The sequence below is a fragment of the Sphingomonas sp. AOB5 genome (assembly GCF_029433115.1).
GTDB lineage: Bacteria > Pseudomonadota > Alphaproteobacteria > Sphingomonadales > Sphingomonadaceae > Sphingomonas.
Genome location: NZ_JARNTV010000005.1, coordinates 59,957 through 81,264, shown reverse-complemented (window position 1 = coordinate 81,264; position 21,308 = coordinate 59,957). Strand labels below are relative to the sequence as shown.

Genomic DNA, 21,308 nt, shown 5'->3' with positions numbered 1-21,308 from the left:
AAGCGCTATTGAGATAATTTTCTTTCAAAATTACCAAGATTGACGAATGTATCTGTCTCTTCGGTGCGTTCCCAGCGTTCGGGCGGCTGATTTCGGAACAAGGTGTATTGCCGCTTGGCATATTGGCGGGTCGCGGCCTGGGCCAGCGTGACGGCTTCGGTGCGGTCTATCCGGCCCGCCAGCCAGTCCGCAATCTCGCGCACGCCGATGGCGCGGCGTACCGGGGCATTCTCCGCCAGATCGGTGCGGGCATGGAGCGCACGCACCTCGTCCACCGCGCCCTGATCGAGCATCGTTTCGAAGCGCGCATCGGTCCGCGCGGTCAGCCAGGCGCGGTCGGGCAACAGGATGGTGGCGACCAGATCGATCGTGCCGCCGATGCCGCCGTGACGCTCGTTCTGCCAGTGCGAGATGGGCATGCCGGTGGAGCGGATCACTTCGAGTGCGCGAGCGACGCGGGTGGTGTCGCTGGGTGGAAACTTTTCGGCAGCAACGGGATCGAGCCGGGCGAGCTGGGCGTGGGCGTCCGCTACCGCCATCGCGCGGACTTCCTCGCGGATTTCCGGCTCGATTTCCGGCACCGGTGCGATGCCGTCGATCAGGGTCAGCAGATAGAGGCCGGTGCCACCGACCAGGATGGGAAGGCGACCCTCGGCATGGGCTTCGGCGATCTCGCCCCGCGCTTCGGCTGCCCAGCGTGCCGCCGAATAGATGTCCGCACCGTCGATATGGCCGAACAGGCGGTGGGGGACGCGGGATTCGTCTTCCACGCTCGGCCGGGCGGTCAGCACGCGCAGATCGGCATAGACCTGTGCGGAATCGGCGTTGATCACCACGCCGCGATGCCTTTCCGCGAGCGCGATCGCCAGTGCGGACTTGCCGCTGGCGGTCGGCCCTGCAATGAGCGCGACTTTCGGGAGGGTCTTCGTGTTCATTGCGACCGTTATAGCAGCAGCCAAGGCTTTAGCAGCGGACGATATTTCTGCCGCAGCCGGCCAGATGGACGCGCTGTGCGGCGTGAAGGAGTGGCGCTGGATCGATGAGGGGCGTGCCGCGGATATCCGCTTTGCCGAGGATCCCGACTGGGCGATAGGCGTACTCGACGGCTATTTCACCAGCGATGACGTGGTGATCCAGCCCGAGGCCGGCCGCGAGAAGAAGCTGCTGGTTGCCGACATGGACTCCACCATGATCACCGTCGAATGCATCGACGAGCTGGCCGACTATGCGGGCATAAAGGCGCAGATCGCCGAAGTGACTGAGCGGGCGATGCGTGGCGAGCTGGATTTCGCCGAGGCGCTCGATGCCCGAGTGGCGCTGCTCAAGGGCCTTGAGGAAAGCGCGATCGATCGCTGTCTCGAGGAACGCGTGCGGCTGATGCCGGGTGCCGAGGCGCTGGTGAAGACGATGCGCTCGCGGGGCGCGCTGACCATCCTCGTCTCGGGCGGTTTCACCCGCTTTGCAGAGCCGGTGGGCGGGCGGATCGGGTTCGAGCGGATGATCGCCAACCGGCTGCTGATCGAGAATGCGGCGCTGACCGGCGAAGTTGCCAAGCCCATCGTCGATAGCTCCACCAAGGAGACAACCTTGCTGAACGCGATCGCCGAGCGCGGGCTGGACGCGAGCGAGACGCTGGCGGTGGGCGACGGGGCCAACGATCTGGCGATGATCAAAAAGGCCGGGCTGGGCGTCGCCTATCATGCCAAGCCGATCGTCGCCGCGGCGGCCGGTGCGCGGATCGATCATGGCGACCTGACCGCCCTGCTCTACGCACAGGGCATTCCGCAGGCCGAGTGGGTCATCGCCTGACCGCCACGCTTCTGCCCTAGTGTCGCCCGATAGGCGTTGCCTCTAGGCTCAGGGCGCGCGACCAGAGGTTCCGATCTTTCCGTGGATGATGTGACGCAGATTTCCATGCGCGAACGGCTGCGCACGTCGTTCCGCGAGCGCGGCGCGGCGTTTGTCTGCGCGGTGGCGATCGAAGTGCTGATCGCGCTGCTGTTCCTGTTCGCGCTGATGCCGGCGCTGACCACGAAGGAGAAGCCCAAGCCGCCGATGTTCGGGTTCGACGTCAGCGAAGGCGAAGCGATCGAGCCGAAGAAACAGGCCACGTCCGAAGCCAAACCCAAGGGCAGCGCACAGGAAAAGGCGCGGGTCGCGGAGAAGGTCGATCCGCCGGTCGAGACCGAGATGGAGATCCCCGAAACGCCGGTGAAGCCCGCCAATGTGCTGTGGCTTTCGCGGCGCGACTATGCCGCGTCGGACGTCGGCAAATCCAATCCGTCCAGCAACGCGCCGCCATCGACCGGAACCGGCGAGACCGCCAGCGTCGCGGGGGACAGCCGGCGGGTCGAGGGAAGCGGGCCGAACGGCGAGCCGCTCTACGCCGCGGAATGGTATCGCGAGCCGACCGACCGCGAACTTGGCGCCTATATTCCGGATCGCGCGCGGGGCAGGCAGGGCTGGGGCATGATCGCCTGCCGGACGGCCGCCAATTACCGTGTCGAGGATTGCATCGAACTCGCCGATGGGCCGCGCGGATCGGGCTATGCCGGCGCGGTGCGGCAGGCCGCGTTCCAGTTCCGGGTGAGGCCGCCGCGGGTGGGGGGCAAGTCGATGGTCGGGACCTGGGTCCGCATCCGGATCGACTATACCGTCACCCGCGAATAGCGGTTACTTCGAGACCGGCACGCAGGGCGAGACGCCGCGGCAGCCGCTGGCGGCTTCGGCGCGCGAGGCGAACGGGCCGACCAGCACGCGGGTCAGGCTGCCCTGCTTCACATAATAGACCTGGCGGCCGGGGAAGCGGCTTCCGACCTGGCTCCATAGCTTGCGGGCATTGTTCGGATCGCCGAACGCACCGAGCTGAAGGCGCCAGCCGCCGTCGCGGACCGGACCCGGCGCCGCGGCGACTTCGGTCGGCTTGGGCGCGGGCGGGGTCGGGCGCGGGGCAGGAGTGGTACGTGGCGGACGCGTGGTGGTGGCCACCGGCGGACGCGTGGCCGGCGGAATGTTGCTGGCATAATCGGTGGTCGGCTGCGGCCGGTTTGCCGATTCCTCATACTGGCGCGCGAGGGTCAGGCCCTGCTGGCGTTCCGAGAGTGAGATATAGCGGTCCATCTGCGCCAGCGCGGTCGACGCTTGAGGCAGGCCCGACTGCGATGCGCGGACGGTCAGCGCATAGGCGCGAACCCAGTCGCGCTCCACGGCGTCGCCGTTGAAATACATGGTGCCCAGCACGAACTGGGTGCGCGGTTCGCCACGCGTGGCCGAACGCTGGAGCCATTCGACTGCTTGCGGGCGCTTGCCGTTCTGGAACAAAGCGAGGCCGTAATTGTCCTGCGCCTGCGGGTGGCCCTGAACGGCGGCCTTGCGATACCATTCCTCGGCCTGATTGAGATCGATCGGCACGCCGCGGCCCAGCTTGTAGGCTTGGCCGAGATTGAACTGCGCATCGGGATTGCCGCGCACCGCTTCCGGGCGCCAGCGCTCGACCGCTGCCTTATAGTCTCCGCGTTCCCACGCATCGACGCCGGCCTTGACCGGCTCGTCGGGCGCAGTCTGCGCCATGGCAGGCGACATCGACAATGCGGCCCCGGCCGCTGCAGCCAACCAGATGGTCTTGATCAAGGTATTACTCCCACGCCCCCGCGATGATGGATAAATGCCAGTTAACCATCGAGTGTGAAAGAAATCCTTACGTCCCGTGACTCGCGCAGGAGTCCCGGTGCGGAACGCGTTAACCTCTTCTTGAGACCCCGCGTGGCAATCCGGACGACGGGATCACGGGAGTTTGAGGGGTTCAATGCGCGTTCTGGCGATGGCATCGCAGAAAGGCGGGTCTGGCAAGACCACGCTAAGCGGGCACCTGGCGGTGCAGGCGCAGCGTGCGGGTCACGGCCCCGTCGTACTGATCGACATCGATCCGCAGGGGTCCCTGTCGGACTGGTGGAACGAGCGTGACACCGAATTCCCGGCCTTTGCCCAGACCACGGTCGCGCGGCTCGCCGCCGATCTGGAGGTACTGCGGCAGCAGGGGTTCCGCACTGCGGTGATCGATACGCCGCCCGCCATCACCATGGCGATCCAGAGCGTCATCCAGGTCGCCGAGCTGATCGTCATCCCGACGCGTCCTTCGCCGCATGACCTTCGCGCCGTGGGCGCCACGGTCGATCTGTGCGAACGCGCGGGCAAGCCGCTGATCTTCGTCGTAAACGCCGCGACGCCCAAGGCCCGGATCACCTCCGAAGCCGCGGTTGCGCTGTCGCAGCATGGCACCGTCGCGCCGGTGACGATCCATCACCGCACCGATTTCGCATCGTCGATGATCGACGGCCGCACCGTCATGGAGACCGATCCCAACGGGCGCTCGGCCAGCGAAGTCGTGGCGCTGTGGGCCTATATCTCCGACCGGCTGGAGAAGAATTTCCGCCGCACCGTCTTCTCGGCACCGACTGCGCAGATCAGCCAGTTCGGCGGCGTCGCACGACCAGCAGGGGGTGGCTTTGGCCGCCGCGTGGTGAGCTGATGAGCATGTTCGGAACGCCCAAGCCCACCGCTTCGCTTTCCTCGGGCCTGCTCGCACGCAAGGGGCATGCCCGCCCGGCAATGCGCCCGCAGGGCTTCGTCTCGCACCTGCCGCCTTCGGCCGAGGATCTCGGCTGGAACGACATGGGCGATGACTTCACGCCCGCGCCGCAGCCCGTCGCGCCGCAGGTTCCGCCGGTGGTGCGTCAGCGCGAGGCGCTTGAAGAACAGCTTGCTCCCGAGCCTGCTCCGTTCGTGGCACCCGAGCCGGTGCCCGTTCCGCAGCCGGTTGCCAAGGCTCCCATTGCCCAGCCGCCAATTGCTCAGCCCAGCGTGGCCCGCGTGGTGCGCGAAGCCCAGACTGCGTCGCGCAGCAAGGCAGAGAAATCCAAGGCGGCGTTCACGCTCCGCCTCGACAATGACCGTCATTTGCGCCTGCGCCTGGCGTCGGCGGTCACCAATCGATCGGCGCAGCATCTGGTGACCGAGGCGCTCGACGCCTTTCTCGAATCGCTGACCGAGGTCGATGCGCTGGCAACCCAGCTCGACTCCCGGAAAAGCAGCCGCTGAGGATCAAGAAAATGAAGACCCGTATCCTGCTCTCGATCGGTGTTTCGGCCCTGGTGGTCACCGGCGGATTGGCCGGTGTCGCATTTCCCGGCATGATCGCCACCGCCGCCGGCACCGAGAACCCCAAGCGCGCGGCCTCCGAAGCCGCGAATGCACGCAAGGCGCTGGCCAAGCGCGACGCGAACAAGGCGATCAAGTTCGCTGAGTCCGCCGTCGCCTATTCGCCGCAGAACGCCGAATATCGCGCGCTGCTGGGTCAGGCCTATCTGCTGGCCGGACGCTTTGCTTCGGCGCGGACCGCGCTGGGCGATTCGCTGACGCTGGACCCGTCCGACGGCCGCGTCGCACTCAACTATGCGCTGGCGCAGATCGCACAGGGCGACTGGGCAGGCGCACGCGCCACGCTCGACCGCAACGAAGGCATCATCAACGCCAGCGACCGCGGCCTTGCCTATGCGCTGGCCGGCGATCCGGTGAAGGCGGTCGACATCCTCGTCCCCGCCGTGCGTGCCGCCGATGCGACCGCCAAGACCCGCCAGAACTATGCCCTCAGCCTCGCGCTGGCCGGCCGCTGGCAGGAAGCCCGCAACATCGCCGCGATGGACGTGCCCGCCGACCAGCTCGACGCGCGCATCATGCAGTGGGCCGCCTTCTCGCGCCCGACCAACGCCTATGACCAGGTCGCCTCGCTGCTCGGCGTGCGCGCGGTTGAGGATCAGGGTCAGCCGACCGGCCTTGCGCTGGTGATGCCGGGCAATGTCGGCGTCGCTGCCGTCCAGCCCAAGGCCGCCGATCCGGTCGACGCCTATATGCCGGGCGTGCCCGAAAATGCGCCGCAGGTGGTTGCCGAGGTTCAGGCCGATACGGGCGTGCCGATCGAAGCGCCGGTCACTCAGGTTGCCGGTACGGGCCCGCAGGTCGTGTTCGGCCCGCGCGAAGAGATCGTACAGGCTGTTCCCGCCAGTGCTCCGCGCCGTTCGGTTACGCCGGCACGTCCCGCACCGGTTCGCCTTGCCTCCGCTCCGGCCCCGGCGCGCACCAGCTATGCCAAGGGCAGCTGGGTCGTACAGCTGGGCGCATACGAGAATTCCGCGGTCGCCCGCGACGCATGGCGCCGCACCAGCGCCCGCGTTCCGGCACTCGCGCACCAGACCCCGAAGGGCGCGTCCTTCTCCAACCGCGGCGAGAGCTATTACCGCCTGTCGGTCGGCGGCTTTGCCCGCGCCGATGCGGACTCGCTGTGCCGCACCGTGCGCTCGACCGGCGGCAACTGCTTCGTGCGTGCGCAGTCGGGTGGCGATCAGGTAGCGAGCTGGATCAACCCGCGCCGTACCGTGCAGATGGCCTCGCGCTGACGCGGAACTTCACACTAACTTCACACTGGTCCGCTGTTTTTGCGGCGTGAGAATTCAAAGAGTGGCCGCGATCCCATGGGGGTCGCGGCCGTTTGATTTCAGCGGGTTAAATCCAACATTTCAAGTGGGTTAGGCGACAATCTCCGTGCCGCCCTTCCACATTTTCACCACCTTGCCCTGAACCGGCAGGCCATCGAACGGGGTGTTGCCGGCCTTGGCGACCATCGCTTCGCCCGAGATTTGCCACGAGGCCCTGGGATCGATCAGGATGAAATCGGCCGGCTTGCCCGGCGCGAGGATTCCGGCGTCGATGCCGAGGATGCGCGCGGGGTTCTTCGCGATCAGGTCGAACAGACGCTCGAGCGTGATCGTTTCGTTCTCCACCAGCGTCATGCCGAGTGCGAACAAGGTCTCGGCGCCCGACATGCCGGCTTCGGAGTCGGCGAAGGGCAGGCGTTTTTCCTCCGGGCCGCGCGGATCATGGCCCGATGCGAGCACGTCGATCGTGCCGTCGGCAAGGGCCGCGAGCGCGGCCTGACGGTCGCTTTCGGCGCGCAGCGGCGGGGAGAGATGGGCGAAGCTGCGGAAATCGGAGATGTCGATGTCCGACAGCAACAGGTGCGCGGGCGTGATGCCGCAGGTGACCGCAATGCCGCGCGCCTTGGCCCGGCGGATCAGGTCGAAGCCTGCCGCCGTCGTGACCTGACGGAAATGGAGCCGGGCGCCGGTATCCTCGGCGAGAATCAGGTCGCGGGCGATGGCGAGGGCTTCCACGCTGGCCGGTGCGGCGGGCAGGCCGAGGCGCATCGCAGTCTCGCCTTCGGTGGCGACGGCGCCTGCGGCAAGGCCGCCATCCTCGGCATGGGCGATCACGGTCAGGCCGCAATCGCGGGCATAGGCCAGCACCTTGCGCATCACGCTCGAGTCCGAGATCCAGCGGCGGCCGGTGGCGACGGCCTTTGCCCCGGCGGCGGCGTTGATCGCCATTTCGGCCAGGTCGAGGCCCTCCAGCGCGCGCGTGGCGGCGGCGAGGGGATGGACCCACAGGTCCGGCTTGCCCATCAGTGCGGCACGGCGGACGATGCCGGGGTCGTCGAGGATCGGCGACTGATCGGGCATTAGCCCGACGCGGGTGATCCCTCCGGCGCGGCACGCGGCCGGATCGACCGTGAAGACACCGAGATCGATGATGCCGGGGGCGATCATCCCGCCATTGCGGGCAAACTTCACGCAGTCGACGGTTTCGGCGCCGGGGGCTTCGGCGACGATGGTGTCGCCATCGATCGCGAGGCTGGTGCCGCCGCCGAGCAGCTGCGTGTTGGCGAAGATCCGCTTCATGCCCAGCCCTCGATTCCGCGCTCGCGGCGCGTCAGCACGTCGAGACAGGCCATGCGGACCGCCACGCCCATCTCCACCTGCTCGGTGATCGCCGAGCGTTCGGGGTGATCCGCGACCGACGAGGTGATCTCCACACCGCGGTTCATCGGGCCGGGATGCATGACGAGTGCATCGGGTTTCGCCAGTGCCAGCCGCTCGGGCGTGAGGCCGTAGAGCATGTGATATTCGCGGGTGGAGGGGATATAGGCCCCGTTCATCCGCTCGTTCTGGAGGCGGAGCATCATCACCACATCCGCACCCTCAAGCGCCTCGTCGAAGCGGGTATAGGGCGTCACGCCCATCCGCTCGATGGCGGCGGGCATCAAGGTGGTGGGACCTACCACGCGGACTTCGGCGGCGAGTGCGGTCAGTGACAGCATGTTCGAGCGCGCGACCCGGCTGTGCAGGATATCGCCGCAGATCACCACGCGCTGTCCCGCGATGCTGCCGCGGCGGCGGCGGATGGTGAGGGCGTCGAGCAGGGCTTGCGTGGGATGCTCGTGCCAGCCGTCGCCGGCATTGAGCACCGGGCAATCGACCTTGTCGGCGATCAGCTGCACCGCGCCCGAGCTGCCGTGACGGATCACGATCACATCGGCGCGCATCGCGTTGAGCGTGACCGCCGTGTCGATCAGCGTCTCGCCCTTCTTCACCGAGCTTTGCGCGGCGTGCATGTTGACCACGTCGGCGCCGAGCCGCTTGCCTGCTATCTCGAACGACAGGAGCGTGCGGGTGCTGTTCTCGAAAAAGGCGTTGATCTGGGTGAGGCCGGCGAGCCGCTTGTCGGGGCGTGCGCGGTCGCGGTTCGCGTCGATCCATTGCTCCGCTTCATCGAGCAGGAACAGGATCTGATGCGGCTCGAGTCCCGCAATGCCGGTGAGGTGCCGGTGCGGGAAAACGGCGCTGCCCGGAAGCTGGGCAGCGGGGCGATGATCGGAGGCTGACATTAAAGCGCTCGCCTAAACCGGTGCGGGCGGAGTGGCAAGCATGCAGCGTCTTCGCCCCGCCGCATTGCTCGGCTAGGATCGATTCGGGAGGCATCGCGGGGGCGATATGACGGGGGAACTCTGGGCCGGCTTTGCCGGCTGGCTGGAACGCGGGCTGGCGGCGCTCGACGCGAACGGGCTGTTCCTTGCGGTGCAGCTTGCGTTGATCCTCATCGCCGTGCCGCTGTGGCTGCGCTGGCTGGAGCGGCGGCGCTGGCGGGGCGCGCGGCGGCAGTTGGTGCAGGAGGCGCTGGCGCTGCATCTGGCGGGGCCGGATCATGCCGGGACGGTCGCAGAGCAGTTGCTCGACTCCCAGGCGCCGCCGCTGGCGCGGCTGAGCCATGTTCGTGAGGCGATTGCATGCCAGCGGGCGGCGATCGGGCGGTTCGACCGGATGGGGACGCTGCACGCCGCGGCGATGGATGCGCGGTTGATCGGGCTTTCTGTTGGCGCTTCGGCGGATGCTGCGCGCTGCCTCGATGCGATGCAGGGGCTGGCGCGGCTGTATCTGAAGGAAGTGCAGGTCGAGGTGGCGCCCAATGTCATGCATGGCGCGGACTGGCTGGGGTTCGATGCGGGCCAGATCGTGTCGATCGACGACAGGGCGCGGATCGAGGCGCTGGCCGGGTTGGCCGCGTTGACCGCGGAGGGCCGGAAGCGGATCGAGAAGGCGCTGGGGCGGCGCGGGCGGGCGGAGGCGGCGGAGCGGCTCGATCTGGCGGACGAGCAGAGCCGCTGGTTCGATGCGCAGGTGACTGGTTTTGCCGCCGGGCTGGTGCCGATGGATCCGGAGTCGACCAGCTATCGCGACCGGAAGGGCCGCGAGCGGACGGTGCGGACGCTGGAGGGGCTGATCGCCCGGTTCGACCGGGGCGGGGTTTCCTAGGCGCTGACCAGCCCGTCGATGGCGCCCTGAAGGATATGGGCGGCGGCCATATTGTCGATCATCTCCGCGCGGCGGGCGCGGCTGAAATCCTGTTCGATCAGGGTGCGCTCGACCGCGACGGTGGACCAGCGCTCGTCCTGCAGCAGGATCGGCAGGCCCATATCGTCGAGGTTGCGGGCGAAAGCGCGGGTCGACTGGGTACGCGGGCTATCGGTGCCGTCGAGGTTGAGCGGCAGGCCGATGACGAGGCCCTTCACCTGCTGCTGCGCGATCAGTTCGGCCAGCGCCGCCTTGTCCTTTGTGAACTTGGTGCGGCGGATCAGCAGGGCAGGCGAGGCGAAGCTCCACCCGGCGTCGCACAGCGCGGTGCCGATGGTCTTGGTGCCCACGTCGAGGCCGAGCAGGCGGCCGCCATCCGGCAGGGCCTCGCGATAGGCATGGCGATCGGTGGTGATCACCCCTGATACGCCGCCATGCGCCGCTCGGCGTCCTTGCGGATATTCGCCCAGAACAGGCTGTAGTCGAACACATGGTAATTCTGGCCCGACAGGACATAGGGGCCCATGTTCGGCAGGTTCGCGCCGATCATCAGAAAGCCGCGTCCGTCGCAGCGGGCCGGGACCACACCGGCCTCGATCCGCGCGTTGCTGAGGTCCTTGGTGGGGATCAGCGTGCCCAGATTGGCGGCGGCGGGGGCGGTGTCGCCGGGCTTGCCGGTGATGGGATTGGTGCAGACCAATGGCGTGCCCGCGCGCGGCTGGCCGGTATAGCCCCTGGTCGCATCGAACACGTCGGTGACGAGCGCGGTGTTGGTCGGATCGTCGAACGCGGCGGCGGGCTCGCCGAAGCTTTGCCATGAGAGGATGCACCCGGCCTGATCGGCGGCGGTGCAGGCGGGCAGGCCCATTTTCGGCAGATCGGCGGTGACCGACACCGGCCAGCCGACGACATAGGCAGCGACGATCCGCTTCGCGAGCGGCGTGCCCGCCACGCGCTCGGTCAGCAGGCGCGAGAGGTGGAGCGCGCCCTGGCTGTGCCCGGCGAGGATGATCGGGCGGTCGCCGGCTTCCTTCAGGAACTGGTCGAACGCCGCCAGCACGTCGCCATAGGCGATGTCGAGCGCCTGCTGTGCCTGCACCTTGTCGGTCAGGAACGCGCCGAAGGTCGCCTGGCGGTATCGCGGCGCCCAGATCGCGCCGACGCCGTTGAACGCGCTGGCCTGTCCGCGCAGGAACAGTTCGGCGCGGCCGTTGGCCTCGACATTGTCGAGTGGCGCATTCCACTGGGTGCGGTCGAGGAACGAGGTCGGGTGGATGAAGAATACCGCCGCCTTGGGCTCGGTGGTCGGCTTGTAACCTTCTGGGGTCCACAGCGCCGGGTTGCCAGGCTTGTCAGGCCGGGCCATCCACATCTCGATCCGGCTGTAATCGCCGTGCGGCGGCAGCTTCGCCACCTCGACGCCGGGTACCAGCGCGGCGCGCATCAGTTGCGGCCCCCAGAAGCGGTAGGCGAAGGTGGCGGCGAGCGCGAGCACGATCAGGACGGCGATTGCATAGAGAAACTTGCGGGCCAAGTGGACCACTCCATTGTGCAATGCAGCATAACCGCGGGCGCGGCAACCGCGTTCCCCTGAGCCATGCGTGCGAAACATGCAACCGGGATGTCCGCACCGAATCTGCACGGCGGATGCACCGCAATTTCGCTTTACCGCAGGGCTGCGATCCCCGACTCTGCGCGCATCAAGTCATGACGTGGCCGCGCCCTGCGCGGGGAGGGGAAGATCATGAGCGACTCGCACGAATTCGAGGCCGACGAGAGCCTGCCCACCGAGCATGAGCATTGGCCGCTGCGCCCGGCACTGCTGGCGCTGCTGGGGCTGGCGGCGGGACTGACCGTGTATTTCCTGCTGGGCGATGAACCCTATTACCGGCACACGCCGACCGCGCTGACGCTGGCGCTGGCGGCGACCGTCACGGTGACCGCGGGCCTGATCGGCTTCACCAGCGAACGGCGGCTGTGGTGGGCCTCGCTGGCCTTTTCCGCCGTGATGGGCGTGATGGCCGGCGCGGTGGTCTGGTGGAACGGGGGACCGGACCAGTGGAGTGGTGGCGATGGCTGGCGGACGTTCAGCCTGTTCCTGGGCATCATCATCGCCGCGCCGCTGTTTCAGGCGGCACGCGACGCGGTGGCGTTCGAGGGGCGGCCGCGCTTTCCCTATGCTTCGGTCCATGACCATGCCTGGACCAACGTGGTGCTGTGGGGCGCCTGCTGGGCGTTTGTCGGCGTCACCGCGCTGCTGAGCGTGTTGCTCGCCCAGCTGTTCCACCTGATCAAGATCGATATCCTGCGGGATCTGCTGGAGAAAAGCTGGTTCTGGCACGCGCTGATCGGGACTGCGTTCGGCGGCGCGCTGGGGATGCTGCGCGAGCAGGACAAGGTGGTTCATCTGCTCCAGCGCGTCGTGGCGATGGTGCTGGCGGTGTTGGCGCCGGTGCTGGCGATCGGGCTGATCCTGTTCGTGCTGGCGCTGCCCTTCACCGGCCTTGGCGCGCTGTGGGAAGCGACCAGCGCGACCACGCCGCTGCTGCTGAGCTGCTGCGTCGGCTCGCTGATCCTCGCCAATGCGGTGATCGGCAATGCGCCCGATCAGGAGCGGCGTTTCCCGGCGCTGAAATATGGCGCGATGGGGCTGGGGCTGGTGATGCTGCCGATGGCGGTAATCGCCGCCATCGCGACCGGGCTGCGCATCGGGCAGTACGGCTTCACGCCGGACCGGTTATGGGCGCTGACCTTCGTGGTGATCGCCTGCGCCTATGGGCTTGCCTATCTCGTCTCGCTGCTGCGCGGGCGGCTGGACTGGGCGGAGAAGGCCCGGCCGGCGAACCTCAACCTCGCCTTCGGCCTGTGCGCCATCGCGCTGCTGCTGGCGACGCCGCTGATCAGCTTCAACGCGATCTCGACCCGGGATCAGGTCGCGCGGCTGGAATCGGGCAAGATCGCGCCCGACAAATTCGACTGGCGCGCGCTGGCGTTCGAGTTCGGGCAGGCGGGACGCGATGCTCTGGAGCGGCTGAAGACATCGCCCAACGCCGCGATCAAGGCGAAGGCGATCGAAGTCGCCAAGGTCGAGAACCGCTGGGACATTCAAGAACCGGATCGGAGCCACGTGCAGCGCGAGCAGATGACCAAGAACCTGCGCGTCCTGCCGGACGGAACAGCAATCCCCGATGCGCTGCGGGATGTGCTGGTTCAGGATGAGCCCTGCTATGGCTGGAAGTGCACGCTGATGATCCAGCCGGACGGCAAGGAAGCCCTTCTTCTGACAGATTCCTGCTTCGAACAGCCGAGGCCCTCCAATGGCCGGGCAAACGAGAAGATCGCGGTCGGGAATTATTGCGGCCTCGCGGCAAGGTATATGCTGATCGGCGGCAAATGGTCGACCGGAGAGCGTGGATCGATCACCGCGGCCGAGCTCAAGGCGAAAGCGAACGGTTACGCGCAAGGTCAAATCGAGGTTCGCCCGGTGCAGCGGCGCCAGGTGTTCGTCGGTGGGCAGCCGGTGGGCGACGCTTTTGAGTGATGGGCTCGTAACCGGCGCTTGATGGCATGGGGGCGTGCCTGCTAGGCGCGCTCCCATGTCCGTAGACACTGCAACCGTGAAGAAGGTCGCGAGCCTTGCCCGCATCGCGATCACCGACGCCGACGCCGAACGGCTGGCGCCGGAGCTCAACAACATCCTCGGCTGGATCGAGCAGCTCGGCGAGGTGGATACCTCGGGCGTGGCGCCGATGACCGCGGTGATCCCCAATACGCTCCGGCTGAGGGACGATGTGGTCACCGAAGGCGGCCAGCGCGACGCGGTGCTGCAGAATGCGCCGCAGGGCGAGCATGGCTTCTTCACCGTGCCGAAGGTGGTGGAATAATGGGCGACCTCACCGATCTGGGCGTCGCCGAACTGCGCGACGGCGTGCGCGGCGGCAAATTCTCCGCGCGCGAAGTGGCCGATGCGTTCGTCATCAAGGTGAGCCGGGCCAAGGGACTGAACGCGTTCATCGTTGAGACGCCGGACCATGCGATCGCCGCTGCCCGTGCCGCCGACGAGGCGCTGGCGCGGGGCGAGACGCTGAAGCCGCTGGCCGGCGTGCCGATCGGCATGAAGGACCTGTTCTGCACCAAGGGCGTGCAGACCACCGCGGCCAGCCACATCCTGGAAGGCTTCAAGCCAGTCTATGAATCGACCGTCTCGCAGAAATTGTGGGATGCGGGCGCGGGCATGCTGGGCAAGCTGAACCTCGATCAGTTCGCGATGGGTTCGTCCAACGAGACCAGCTATTTCGGCAACGTGATCTCGCCGTGGCGCAAGCAGGGCAGCAATGTCGCGCTGGCGCCGGGCGGTTCGTCGGGCGGCAGCTCGTCGGCAGTGGCCGCGCGGCTGTGCCCGGGCGCGACCGGCACCGATACCGGCGGCTCGATCCGCCAGCCCGCCGCGTTCGTCGGCATCAGTGGCATCAAGCCGACCTATGGCCGCTGCTCGCGCTGGGGCGTGGTGGCGTTCGCATCGTCGCTCGATCAGGCCGGGCCGATGGCGCGCGACGTGCGCGACTGCGCGATCCTGCTGGAGAATATGGCGGGGTTCGATCCGAAGGACTCCACGTCGCTGAACCTGCAGGTGCCCAAGTGGGAGGACAATCTCTCGGGCGATCTGCGCGGCAAGAGGATCGGTATCCCGAAGGAATACCGTCTCGACGGTTCGCCGCCCGAGATTCTGGCGCTGTGGGATCGTGGCATCGAATGGCTGAAGGATGCCGGGGCGGAGATCGTCGAAGTCTCGCTGCCGCACACCAAATATGCGCTGCCGGCCTATTACATCATCGCGCCGGCCGAGGCCTCGTCGAACCTCGCCCGCTATGACGGCGTGCGCTACGGCCTGCGCGACCTGCCCGAGGGTGCGAACCTTCAGGACATGTATGCCGCGACGCGTGCGGCGGGCTTCGGCGACGAAGTGAAGCGCCGCATCCTGATCGGCACCTATGTGCTGTCGGCCGGTTTCTACGACGCCTACTTCACCCAGGCATCGAAGGTCCGCACGCTGATCGCGCGCGATTTCGAGAACGCCTTCACGCTGTGTGACTATCTGCTGACCCCGACCGCTCCCAGCTCGGCCTTTGCGCTGGGCGAAAAGTCGGCCGATCCGCTGGCGATGTACCTCAACGACGTGTTCACGGTGCCGTCGAGCCTTGCGGGCCTGCCCGCGATGAGCGTGCCGGGCGGGCTGGACAAGGACGGGCTGCCGCTGGGCCTGCAGATCATCGGCAGGCCGCTGGACGAGCAGGGCGTGCTGAACGCGGGCCTCGCGATCGAGCAGCGCGCGGGCTTCACCGCGCGTCCGGATGCGTGGTGGTAACGCTTCGGCACCTTTTTCTGCGGTCGATCCAGCGCAGCGGTCAGCTGCTGAACCGTATGGGTCTCGATCTTGCGCGGATCGAGACGCCGGGGTCGCGCGCGGCGGGCCTCTCGTTCCAGTGGAAGCGGGATCCGGCTGGCGTGACGCGCGGCGCGGTGGTCGAGACGAGCGAGCAGGGTAAGCCGGTCCGCTTCTTCGTCGAGGACAATAGCGACCTGATCCAGCGCTATCACCTGCGCGGCAAATTCTACGAGGCCGAGGAGCTGGCGCTGCTGGCGCCATGGTTCAAGGGCGGGCTGTTCGTCGATGCGGGGGCCAATGTGGGCAACCACACGCTCTATGCCACGTTGGTGCTGGGCGCGGAGCGGGTGATCGCGTTCGAGCCGAACCCGCCCGCGCTGAAGGTGCTGGGGATCAACGTCGCCCTGAACGGGCTGGCGGACCGCGTGACGATCCATCCGGTCGGCCTGTCGGACAAGCCCGGCCGCGCCAGCGTGCATCTGCCCTATGCCAATCTGGGCGGCGCTTCGCTGGAAGTGAGCGACAGCGGCGAATTCGAGATCGTCGCGGGCGACAGCCTGTTGGCGGACAAGCCGGTGACCTTCATCAAGATCGATACCGAGGGTCTGGAGATGCAGGTGCTGGCCGGGATGCGCGAGACGATCGCGCGGCATCGCCCGGTGATCTTCGTCGAGGTAGAGGATGTGAACATCCCCGCATTCGAAAGCCTGTGCGCCGAACTGGGCTATCGCACCGAGAAGACCTACAAACGCTATCCGGTGAACACCAATTATCTGGTGGTGCCGAACGAACCCGCGCCGGCCAAGCGCCGCGCGCCCCGCAAGAAGCAAGGTGAATAAGATGGCGAGCGAATCCGCTTACCGCATCAAAGGCGAAACCGGCGAATGGGAGGTCGTGATCGGCCTGGAAGTCCATGCGCAGGTCACGTCCAACGCCAAGCTGTTCTCGGGCGCGGCCACGGCGTTCGGTGCGGAGCCGAACAGCCAGGTTTCGCTCATCGACGCGGCCATGCCCGGCATGCTGCCGACGCCGAACCGCGAGTGCATCCGTCAGGCGGTGCGCACCGGCATGGCGCTGGGCGCGGTGATCAACAAATGGTCGCGGTTCGACCGGAAGAATTACTTCTACGCCGATCTGCCGCAGGGCTATCAGATCAGCCAGCTCTATCACCCGCTGGTGGGCGAGGGGCAGCTCGAGATCAGCTTGGACGAGAAGGATCCCGATGCCGAGGTGAAGACCATCGGGATCGAGCGGATCCATGTCGAGCAGGATGCGGGCAAGCTGATGCATGACCAGCATCCGACGCGCTCGTACGTCGATCTCAACCGCGCCGGTGTGGCGCTGATGGAGATCGTGTCGAAGCCGGACATGCGTTCGCCGCAGGAAGCGGGTGCCTATGTCGCCAAGTTGCGTTCGATCCTGCGCTATGTCGGGTCGTGCGACGGTAATATGGATCAGGGCTCGATGCGCGCCGACGTGAACGTGTCGGTCCGCCGTCCGGGCGAGGAATTCGGTACGCGAACCGAGACCAAGAATGTCAACTCGGTCCGCTTCGTGATGCAGACGGTCGAGATCGAGGCGCGGCGTCAGGTCGAGGTGCTCGAGGCCGGTGGCCGCATCGTGCAGGAAACCCGGTTGTTCGATCCAGACCGCGGCGAGACGCGGTCGATGCGATCGAAGGAAGATGCGCACGATTATCGCTATTTCCCCGATCCCGACCTGTTGCCGCTCGAACTGGACGATGCATTCCTGAACGAGTGCCAGGCGAGCCTGCCCGAACTGCCGGACGCCAAGCGCCGCCGCTACGAGCAGGATCTGGGGCTGACCGCCTATAACGCTGCGGTGCTGACCGCCGATGCCGATACGGCGCGCTGGTTCGAAGCGCTGCTGGCCGAGGGTGCGCGCATCCAGGGCAAGGGCGAACAGGAAGTGGCGCGGGCGAGCGCCAACTGGCTGATCTCCGACCTGTTCGGCGCGCTCAACAAGCTGGGCAAGGGACTGGACGAAAGCCCGGTCAGCCCGGTTCAGGGCGCCGAGCTGCTGGCGCTGGCTGCCAACGGGACGCTGAGCGGTCCGCTGGCCAAGCAGGTGTTCGAGATCATGCTCGAAACCGGCGACGGCGCCGAGAAGATCGTCGAGGAACGCGGCCTGAAGCAGACCAGCGACACCGGCGCGATCGAAGCCGTGATCGCGGAGGTTCTGGCCAAGAACCCCGGCCAGCTGGAACAGTATCGCGGCGGCAAGGAAACCCTGTTCGGCTTCTTCGTCGGCCAGACGATGAAGGCGATGGCGGGCAAGGCGAACCCGGCAGTGGTCAACGAACTGCTGAAGAAGGCGCTGGGTTGATCGTTGCCTCCGCCTGACGAGGCATTATGGTGCCTCGTCAGGGGGGACGGATGCGTATCATTCCAATGATTCTGGCGGGTGCCTGCTCGCTGCTGGCGGTGCCTGCGAGTGCGCAGGAGGCGGCGCCGTCGCTCGATCCGGCGACGATCACGATCCCCGATCTTTCCGGCGGGCGCGATCCCGACGTGATCCGCAACGGCTGGAAATATTTCTATTTCTGGCGCGCGGACACCCGTTTCGAGGAAGCGCTGGCCGACTTCACCGAATGCTATCGCTTCCTGCCGGTGGGGATGACGCATCCCGGCACGCCGATGTTCGCGCCGTGGGAGGACAAGCCCGCGGCCGAGACCTATACGCCGGTGCCGGCCTATGGGTTGGTCGGGGTCGCGATCGGCGCGATCATCGCGGGGCCGCTGGAACGGCGCGCACGCCAGTCGCGCCTGCGCCGCTGCATGGAGCCGCGCGGTTATCAGCGCTACCCGCTGCAGGAGCGCCGCTGGGAAGTGCTGACCGATAACTTCTCGCCCGCTTCCATCGCCATGCAGGCCAAGGCAGCCTCGGGCAGCGTGCCCGATGGTGCCGCGCTTCCGGAGGATCGCTGATGTTCGCATTGCTCGCCGCCGCACTGGCCATGGCCGGGCTGCCCGCACAGGCGCCCGCCGCCGCGGGTCCGGAGATCGTCCAGATCCGCGAAGGTGCGCCGGTCACGATCCGTCCCGACCGCGCCTATTTCATCATCCGCGTCCACAAGCCCAAGGGTGTACCGACGTTCGAGCCGGTGATGATGCGCATCCCGAGCGCTGCCGAGATGGAGGACTATCGGGCGGCCAAGGCCAAAGCCTTCGCCGAAGCCGAGCCGAAGCTGAAGGCGGAGCGCGAACGCGCGCTGGCGAGGAAGTCGCAGGCCGAAGCTGCGGGCAAGACGTTCAACGGCGATATTCCGCCGGTGCCTTCGCTGGAGACGTTCAACTTCGTCTATGCCGGCACGCTCAACGTGAATGCAGTCGCGAACAACTGGCCGTTCGTGAAGGGGCAGCCGGACAATCTGTTCCTGGTGGAGACCGTGCCCGGCGATTTCGTGCTGTATGGCGCGTCGTGGGGCATGGGGTGGCAGGGGCTGCATGTCTGCTTCTGCCTCGGCACGGTAGGCTTCACCGCGCCGGCCGGGCAGGTGATCGATCTGGGAACTTTCTATGCCGATGCGGCCAAGAGCAAGTCGAGCGTGCCCGAACTGGCCGCGGAAACCGGCTTCGGCCCGAGCAGCGACACGCCGAACGTGCTGATCGCCGGAACGGTGCGTCCGGTCGTGCCCGGCACCGCGCTGCCTCCGGCGCTTGCGGGCGTTAAGGTGGTGCCCGCCGAGTATCGCGCGGTCGGCAAGTTCTTCAATCCCAACGCTGGCGGCGTGAACCGGCTGGTGCCGGTGCCGGGCATCCTGGCCTATGACCGCGGAAAGGTGATCGATGTGCGGTCCGGGCGTGAGGCGGCGGGGGCGTATCCGTTCCGGTGACGTACGATCGGTTTTGCCGGACGATGAGGGAGATGGCGGGTAAAGCAAACCCGGCGGTGGTCAACGAACCGTTGAAGAGGGCGCCGGATTGACGAGCCAGTTGGGCGGTTCCGAAATGGCTTGGCCCATCGCGTCCTGATAGCGGGTCGCGCCGGGCCAGCGCGCCTCGAGGCGATCGTGCAGCGCCCGGAACGCGGGTTTCCAGTCCTTGCCATCCTGCAATTGGGTGACGGATATGCTGACCGGCACGCCAGCCTGCTGCATGGCTGGCGCGGCAAGCACGGATATCTGGGCATCGTTCGTTTTGCAGAGGCTGAAGTCGAGCCAGGGATAGTCGCGATCGGCTGCCAAGGACTTTCGCGACCACCAGTTACCCTGATGCCCGAGCCGTCGAGCTCGCGGGCCAGTGCTGGCCATTGATCGGAGGGAATTTCCAGACCCAGTTGCGCGACCGTTGGGCCTGACGGGACGCCGTGGCACGAGCGGTCCTGCCTTGCGAAGGGATACAGGATCGCGCCGCACACGGCCAGGCCGACCATGAGCCAGGTCGATCGCTGCACGTTCCGCGAGAGGGTGGTGCGCACAAGGAGAAACCAGAAGAACAGGCCGGAGATCAGGCCGATGATTGCGATACCCGCGATCGGGATCAGTCTCTCGAACCATCCGGGTAGCGTGTACCGGCCCTCGGTAATCATCGCCACGCCATCGAACCATTGCTCGTCGAAGCTGGGCGCGTGGAACAGGTCGGGCAGCCAGATCACCATGCTGGTAAGCAGCCCTCCGAGGCTCGCAGATATCCAGCCTGCGAGCTTCGTCGCCCGCGCGGCGGCGTAGAGCACCATCCCGATGGGCATCGTTACGAGCAGCGCGGTAGGGAATGCGACCGGAAGCAATTGCAAGGCACCGATTCCTGCGCTGACCATCACTGCAGTCAGTGCCGTCGCCCCGGCCATCTCCCTGGCGACGGAAGCCCAGGAGGGGAGTGTCTCAGCGCGCTGCACTGAGTTTCTCGAACCGCGCGCTCGTGACCTCCGGCGTCCGCACCTCCCACGCCAGCCCGGCCTGCTCCAACGCCCGGATGAACACGAACCCCAGATCGCTCTGTCCCGGATACAGCCCGATCCGCGCGGATCCCGGGAAGGCGTGGTGGTTGTTATGCCAGGCCTCGCCCATGGTGACGAAACCGGCCCAGGGGACGTCGTGCGCCTGAATGCCAGCGCCTTCGACGATCCAGTGCTGCGGTCCGCGATTATGGGCGAGATAGCCGATGAACCAGTGACCGTGGACGCAGATCGCGACGCGGGCGCACACGCCCCAGACGACGAAGCTCCAGCCGCCGATCCAGAACAGCAGGGCGGCGATCGGGAGTTGCTGCCACATCCATGTCGCTTCGAGGATGCGATAGAAGCGATCGCGTCCGGCGCGGCCGAGGTCGAAGGTGGGCGGGTTATCGAGTTCGAGGCGGCAATGGAGTTGCCACCATGCATCCTTCGCCATGCCCGATCCGTGGCTGAGATAGGGGTGGCAATCGGCACGGCGTTGCGCCCAGTCGCGCAGATCGTGGGTGCGGATGATCCAGTGCGGGCCGCTCATACCCACGGCCGTGCCGAACCAGACGAGGATGCGTTCCAGCCAGAGCGGGCATTCGAAGCTGCGGTGGATCAGGCGGCGATGGAAGCCGACCGAGTGGCCCAGCAGAAGCGCGGCGCCGGTGGTGATCACGAACACGCCCAGAGCGGGGAGCGAGAAGGTGATGGGACCGAGGAGCAGGGCAGCGGCCGCCATGCCGCCATTCCATAGCGAATGCACCGGATCCCAGCGCACTCGCCCCGCGACCGGATCGGCGCCGGGAGTTTCGACCAGATGGTTCACCGCGTGCGCATCATGCATGGCATCGACTCGCAAGGTAATTAAGGAAATACCTAATTACTCGATCCGGACTGGAAAGCAATGAAGGAATTGCTTAAATGCTGCCCATGCAGCGCGTGTTCGAAGCCCTTTCCTCGACGGTCCGCCGGAAGATCCTGGCCTATCTCGCCCATGCCGAGCTGACCGCGGGGGAGATCGCGGCGCGGTTCGACCTGTCGAAGCCGGCCATCTCGCAGCATCTCGCGGTGCTGGAAAATGCGGGGCTCGTGACCAGCGAGAAGCGCGGGCAATATGTCCATTACCGGCTGGTCGAGCAGCATCTGGCGAACACGCTCAACGGCTATCTGCAGGAAGTCTGTCCGGTGTCCGGCCCGCTGAAGGCCGAGAGCGCGGAGATCGCGCGGCGCAAATGGGTGGGCGAAGACTGACCCCGGATTGCTTCGCGAAATGGGCCGGA

The 21,308-nt window shown here is 66.9% G+C and carries 23 protein-coding genes; 15 read left to right on the top strand and 8 right to left on the bottom strand.

Translation table 11 applies throughout. The features are described 5' to 3' along the window. Nucleotides 1–5 precede the first annotated feature (5 nt). Nucleotides 6–935 carry a tRNA (adenosine(37)-N6)-dimethylallyltransferase MiaA gene (gene miaA, locus P1X14_RS03900; RefSeq protein WP_277314003.1) on the bottom strand — a complete coding sequence of 310 codons (930 nt, stop codon included), beginning with the start codon at nt 933–935 and terminating at the stop codon, nt 6–8. On the opposite strand from miaA, the gene serB reads away from it, so the two are divergent. Further along, complete coding sequence (serB, locus tag P1X14_RS03895) at nt 928–1,809, top strand: phosphoserine phosphatase SerB (RefSeq protein WP_277314002.1); 882 nt, start codon at nt 928–930, stop codon at nt 1,807–1,809. The genes miaA and serB overlap by 8 nt on opposite strands. 90 nt (nt 1,810–1,899) lie before the next feature. Further along, complete coding sequence (locus P1X14_RS03890) at nt 1,900–2,670, top strand: hypothetical protein (RefSeq protein WP_277314001.1); 771 nt, start codon at nt 1,900–1,902, stop codon at nt 2,668–2,670. Nucleotides 2,671–2,673: 3 nt separating this feature from the next. Here P1X14_RS03890 and P1X14_RS03885 read toward each other — a convergent pair whose 3' ends face one another. Next, nucleotides 2,674–3,630 (bottom strand): SPOR domain-containing protein, encoded by a 957-nt coding sequence (locus P1X14_RS03885; protein WP_346770441.1) that lies wholly within the window; start codon nt 3,628–3,630, stop codon nt 2,674–2,676. Between the two features lie 175 nt (nt 3,631–3,805). Here P1X14_RS03885 and P1X14_RS03880 point away from each other — a divergent pair, with 175 nt between their 5' ends. Genes P1X14_RS03880 through P1X14_RS03870 form a run of 3 tightly spaced genes read left to right on the top strand, consistent with a single transcriptional unit; the run spans nt 3,806 to nt 6,452 of the window. Next, complete coding sequence (locus P1X14_RS03880; RefSeq protein ID WP_277314000.1) at nt 3,806–4,528, top strand: ParA family protein; 723 nt, start codon at nt 3,806–3,808, stop codon at nt 4,526–4,528. After that, complete coding sequence (locus tag P1X14_RS03875) at nt 4,528–5,097, top strand: hypothetical protein (protein WP_277313999.1); 570 nt, start codon at nt 4,528–4,530, stop codon at nt 5,095–5,097. The genes P1X14_RS03880 and P1X14_RS03875 overlap by 1 nt, the downstream gene beginning before the upstream one ends. Nucleotides 5,098–5,108: 11 nt before the next feature. After that, nucleotides 5,109–6,452 (top strand): tetratricopeptide repeat protein, encoded by a 1,344-nt coding sequence (locus P1X14_RS03870; protein WP_277313998.1) that lies wholly within the window; start codon nt 5,109–5,111, stop codon nt 6,450–6,452. Nucleotides 6,453–6,581: 129 nt separating this feature from the next. Here P1X14_RS03870 and P1X14_RS03865 read toward each other — a convergent pair whose 3' ends face one another. Then, the gene (locus P1X14_RS03865; protein ID WP_277313997.1) at nt 6,582–7,790 is read right to left on the bottom strand and encodes a dihydroorotase; all 1,209 of its coding nucleotides are present in this window, start codon (nt 7,788–7,790) and stop codon (nt 6,582–6,584) included. After that, the gene (locus tag P1X14_RS03860; RefSeq protein WP_277313996.1) at nt 7,787–8,776 is read right to left on the bottom strand and encodes an aspartate carbamoyltransferase catalytic subunit; all 990 of its coding nucleotides are present in this window, start codon (nt 8,774–8,776) and stop codon (nt 7,787–7,789) included. Before P1X14_RS03860 ends, P1X14_RS03865 begins: the two co-directional genes overlap by 4 nt. Nucleotides 8,777–8,882: 106 nt before the next feature. On the opposite strand from P1X14_RS03860, the gene P1X14_RS03855 reads away from it, so the two are divergent. Beyond that, a complete protein-coding gene (locus P1X14_RS03855; protein ID WP_277313995.1) occupies nt 8,883–9,701 on the top strand; it encodes a hypothetical protein in 819 nt (272 codons plus the stop codon). Here the strand turns inward: P1X14_RS03855 and ruvX are convergent. Beyond that, nucleotides 9,698–10,159 (bottom strand): Holliday junction resolvase RuvX, encoded by a 462-nt coding sequence (ruvX, locus tag P1X14_RS03850; RefSeq protein WP_277313994.1) that lies wholly within the window; start codon nt 10,157–10,159, stop codon nt 9,698–9,700. The genes P1X14_RS03855 and ruvX overlap by 4 nt on opposite strands. Beyond that, on the bottom strand, nt 10,156–11,274 hold the full coding sequence (locus P1X14_RS03845; RefSeq protein WP_277313993.1) for a DUF3089 domain-containing protein: 1,119 nt from the start codon (nt 11,272–11,274) through the stop codon (nt 10,156–10,158). Before P1X14_RS03845 ends, ruvX begins: the two co-directional genes overlap by 4 nt. A gap of 210 nt (nt 11,275–11,484) precedes the next feature. Between P1X14_RS03845 and P1X14_RS03840 the strand changes: the two genes are divergently transcribed. From P1X14_RS03840 to P1X14_RS03810, 7 genes are read left to right on the top strand one after another with little or no spacing between them, the layout of a single operon-like run. Next, nucleotides 11,485–13,281 carry a DUF4153 domain-containing protein gene (locus P1X14_RS03840; protein WP_277313992.1) on the top strand — a complete coding sequence of 599 codons (1,797 nt, stop codon included), beginning with the start codon at nt 11,485–11,487 and terminating at the stop codon, nt 13,279–13,281. Between the two features lie 55 nt (nt 13,282–13,336). After that, nucleotides 13,337–13,624 (top strand): Asp-tRNA(Asn)/Glu-tRNA(Gln) amidotransferase subunit GatC, encoded by a 288-nt coding sequence (gatC, locus tag P1X14_RS03835; RefSeq protein ID WP_277313991.1) that lies wholly within the window; start codon nt 13,337–13,339, stop codon nt 13,622–13,624. Next, the gene (gene gatA / locus P1X14_RS03830) at nt 13,624–15,105 is read left to right on the top strand and encodes an Asp-tRNA(Asn)/Glu-tRNA(Gln) amidotransferase subunit GatA (protein ID WP_277313990.1); all 1,482 of its coding nucleotides are present in this window, start codon (nt 13,624–13,626) and stop codon (nt 15,103–15,105) included. The genes gatC and gatA overlap by 1 nt, the downstream gene beginning before the upstream one ends. Next, nucleotides 15,096–15,965 (top strand): FkbM family methyltransferase, encoded by an 870-nt coding sequence (locus tag P1X14_RS03825; RefSeq protein ID WP_277313989.1) that lies wholly within the window; start codon nt 15,096–15,098, stop codon nt 15,963–15,965. The genes gatA and P1X14_RS03825 overlap by 10 nt, the downstream gene beginning before the upstream one ends. A gap of 1 nt (nt 15,966) precedes the next feature. Continuing rightward, nucleotides 15,967–17,472 carry an Asp-tRNA(Asn)/Glu-tRNA(Gln) amidotransferase subunit GatB gene (gene gatB, locus P1X14_RS03820; protein WP_277313988.1) on the top strand — a complete coding sequence of 502 codons (1,506 nt, stop codon included), beginning with the start codon at nt 15,967–15,969 and terminating at the stop codon, nt 17,470–17,472. Between the two features lie 50 nt (nt 17,473–17,522). After that, the gene (locus tag P1X14_RS03815; RefSeq protein WP_277313987.1) at nt 17,523–18,074 is read left to right on the top strand and encodes a hypothetical protein; all 552 of its coding nucleotides are present in this window, start codon (nt 17,523–17,525) and stop codon (nt 18,072–18,074) included. Next, nucleotides 18,074–18,982, top strand: a complete 909-nt coding sequence (locus tag P1X14_RS03810) for a hypothetical protein (protein WP_277313986.1) — start codon at nt 18,074–18,076, stop codon at nt 18,980–18,982. Before P1X14_RS03815 ends, P1X14_RS03810 begins: the two co-directional genes overlap by 1 nt. Before the next feature lie 60 nt (nt 18,983–19,042). On the opposite strand, the gene P1X14_RS03805 is transcribed toward P1X14_RS03810, so the two are convergent. After that, entirely contained in the window at nt 19,043–19,333 is a 291-nt protein-coding gene (locus P1X14_RS03805; protein WP_277313985.1) for a hypothetical protein, read from the bottom strand. Nucleotides 19,334–19,603: 270 nt separating this feature from the next. Between P1X14_RS03805 and P1X14_RS03800 the strand changes: the two genes are divergently transcribed. Beyond that, nucleotides 19,604–19,816 carry a hypothetical protein gene (locus tag P1X14_RS03800; RefSeq protein ID WP_277313984.1) on the top strand — a complete coding sequence of 71 codons (213 nt, stop codon included), beginning with the start codon at nt 19,604–19,606 and terminating at the stop codon, nt 19,814–19,816. Nucleotides 19,817–19,969: 153 nt separating this feature from the next. Here the strand turns inward: P1X14_RS03800 and P1X14_RS03795 are convergent, their stop codons facing one another. Further along, a complete protein-coding gene (locus P1X14_RS03795) occupies nt 19,970–20,872 on the bottom strand; it encodes an acyl-CoA desaturase (RefSeq protein WP_277313983.1) in 903 nt (300 codons plus the stop codon). 77 nt (nt 20,873–20,949) lie between these two features. Between P1X14_RS03795 and P1X14_RS03790 the strand changes: the two genes are divergently transcribed. Then, nucleotides 20,950–21,279 (top strand): metalloregulator ArsR/SmtB family transcription factor, encoded by a 330-nt coding sequence (locus P1X14_RS03790; RefSeq protein ID WP_277313982.1) that lies wholly within the window; start codon nt 20,950–20,952, stop codon nt 21,277–21,279. Nucleotides 21,280–21,308 lie beyond the last annotated feature (29 nt).

Coding starts and splice junctions, on each gene's coding strand:
- miaA (WP_277314003.1), bottom strand. CDS start 935: ATGAACACGAAGACCCTCCCGAAAGTCGCGCTCATTGCAGGGCCGACC.
- P1X14_RS03880 (WP_277314000.1), top strand. CDS start 3,806: ATGCGCGTTCTGGCGATGGCATCGCAGAAAGGCGGGTCTGGCAAGACC.
- P1X14_RS03875 (WP_277313999.1), top strand. CDS start 4,528: ATGAGCATGTTCGGAACGCCCAAGCCCACCGCTTCGCTTTCCTCGGGC.
- P1X14_RS03870 (WP_277313998.1), top strand. CDS start 5,109: ATGAAGACCCGTATCCTGCTCTCGATCGGTGTTTCGGCCCTGGTGGTC.
- P1X14_RS03865 (WP_277313997.1), bottom strand. CDS start 7,790: ATGAAGCGGATCTTCGCCAACACGCAGCTGCTCGGCGGCGGCACCAGC.
- P1X14_RS03860 (WP_277313996.1), bottom strand. CDS start 8,776: ATGTCAGCCTCCGATCATCGCCCCGCTGCCCAGCTTCCGGGCAGCGCC.
- P1X14_RS03855 (WP_277313995.1), top strand. CDS start 8,883: ATGACGGGGGAACTCTGGGCCGGCTTTGCCGGCTGGCTGGAACGCGGG.
- P1X14_RS03840 (WP_277313992.1), top strand. CDS start 11,485: ATGAGCGACTCGCACGAATTCGAGGCCGACGAGAGCCTGCCCACCGAG.
- gatC (WP_277313991.1), top strand. CDS start 13,337: ATGTCCGTAGACACTGCAACCGTGAAGAAGGTCGCGAGCCTTGCCCGC.
- gatA (WP_277313990.1), top strand. CDS start 13,624: ATGGGCGACCTCACCGATCTGGGCGTCGCCGAACTGCGCGACGGCGTG.
- gatB (WP_277313988.1), top strand. CDS start 15,967: ATGGCGAGCGAATCCGCTTACCGCATCAAAGGCGAAACCGGCGAATGG.
- P1X14_RS03815 (WP_277313987.1), top strand. CDS start 17,523: ATGCGTATCATTCCAATGATTCTGGCGGGTGCCTGCTCGCTGCTGGCG.
- P1X14_RS03810 (WP_277313986.1), top strand. CDS start 18,074: ATGTTCGCATTGCTCGCCGCCGCACTGGCCATGGCCGGGCTGCCCGCA.
- P1X14_RS03800 (WP_277313984.1), top strand. CDS start 19,604: ATGATTGCGATACCCGCGATCGGGATCAGTCTCTCGAACCATCCGGGT.
- P1X14_RS03795 (WP_277313983.1), bottom strand. CDS start 20,872: ATGCATGATGCGCACGCGGTGAACCATCTGGTCGAAACTCCCGGCGCC.
- P1X14_RS03790 (WP_277313982.1), top strand. CDS start 20,950: ATGCTGCCCATGCAGCGCGTGTTCGAAGCCCTTTCCTCGACGGTCCGC.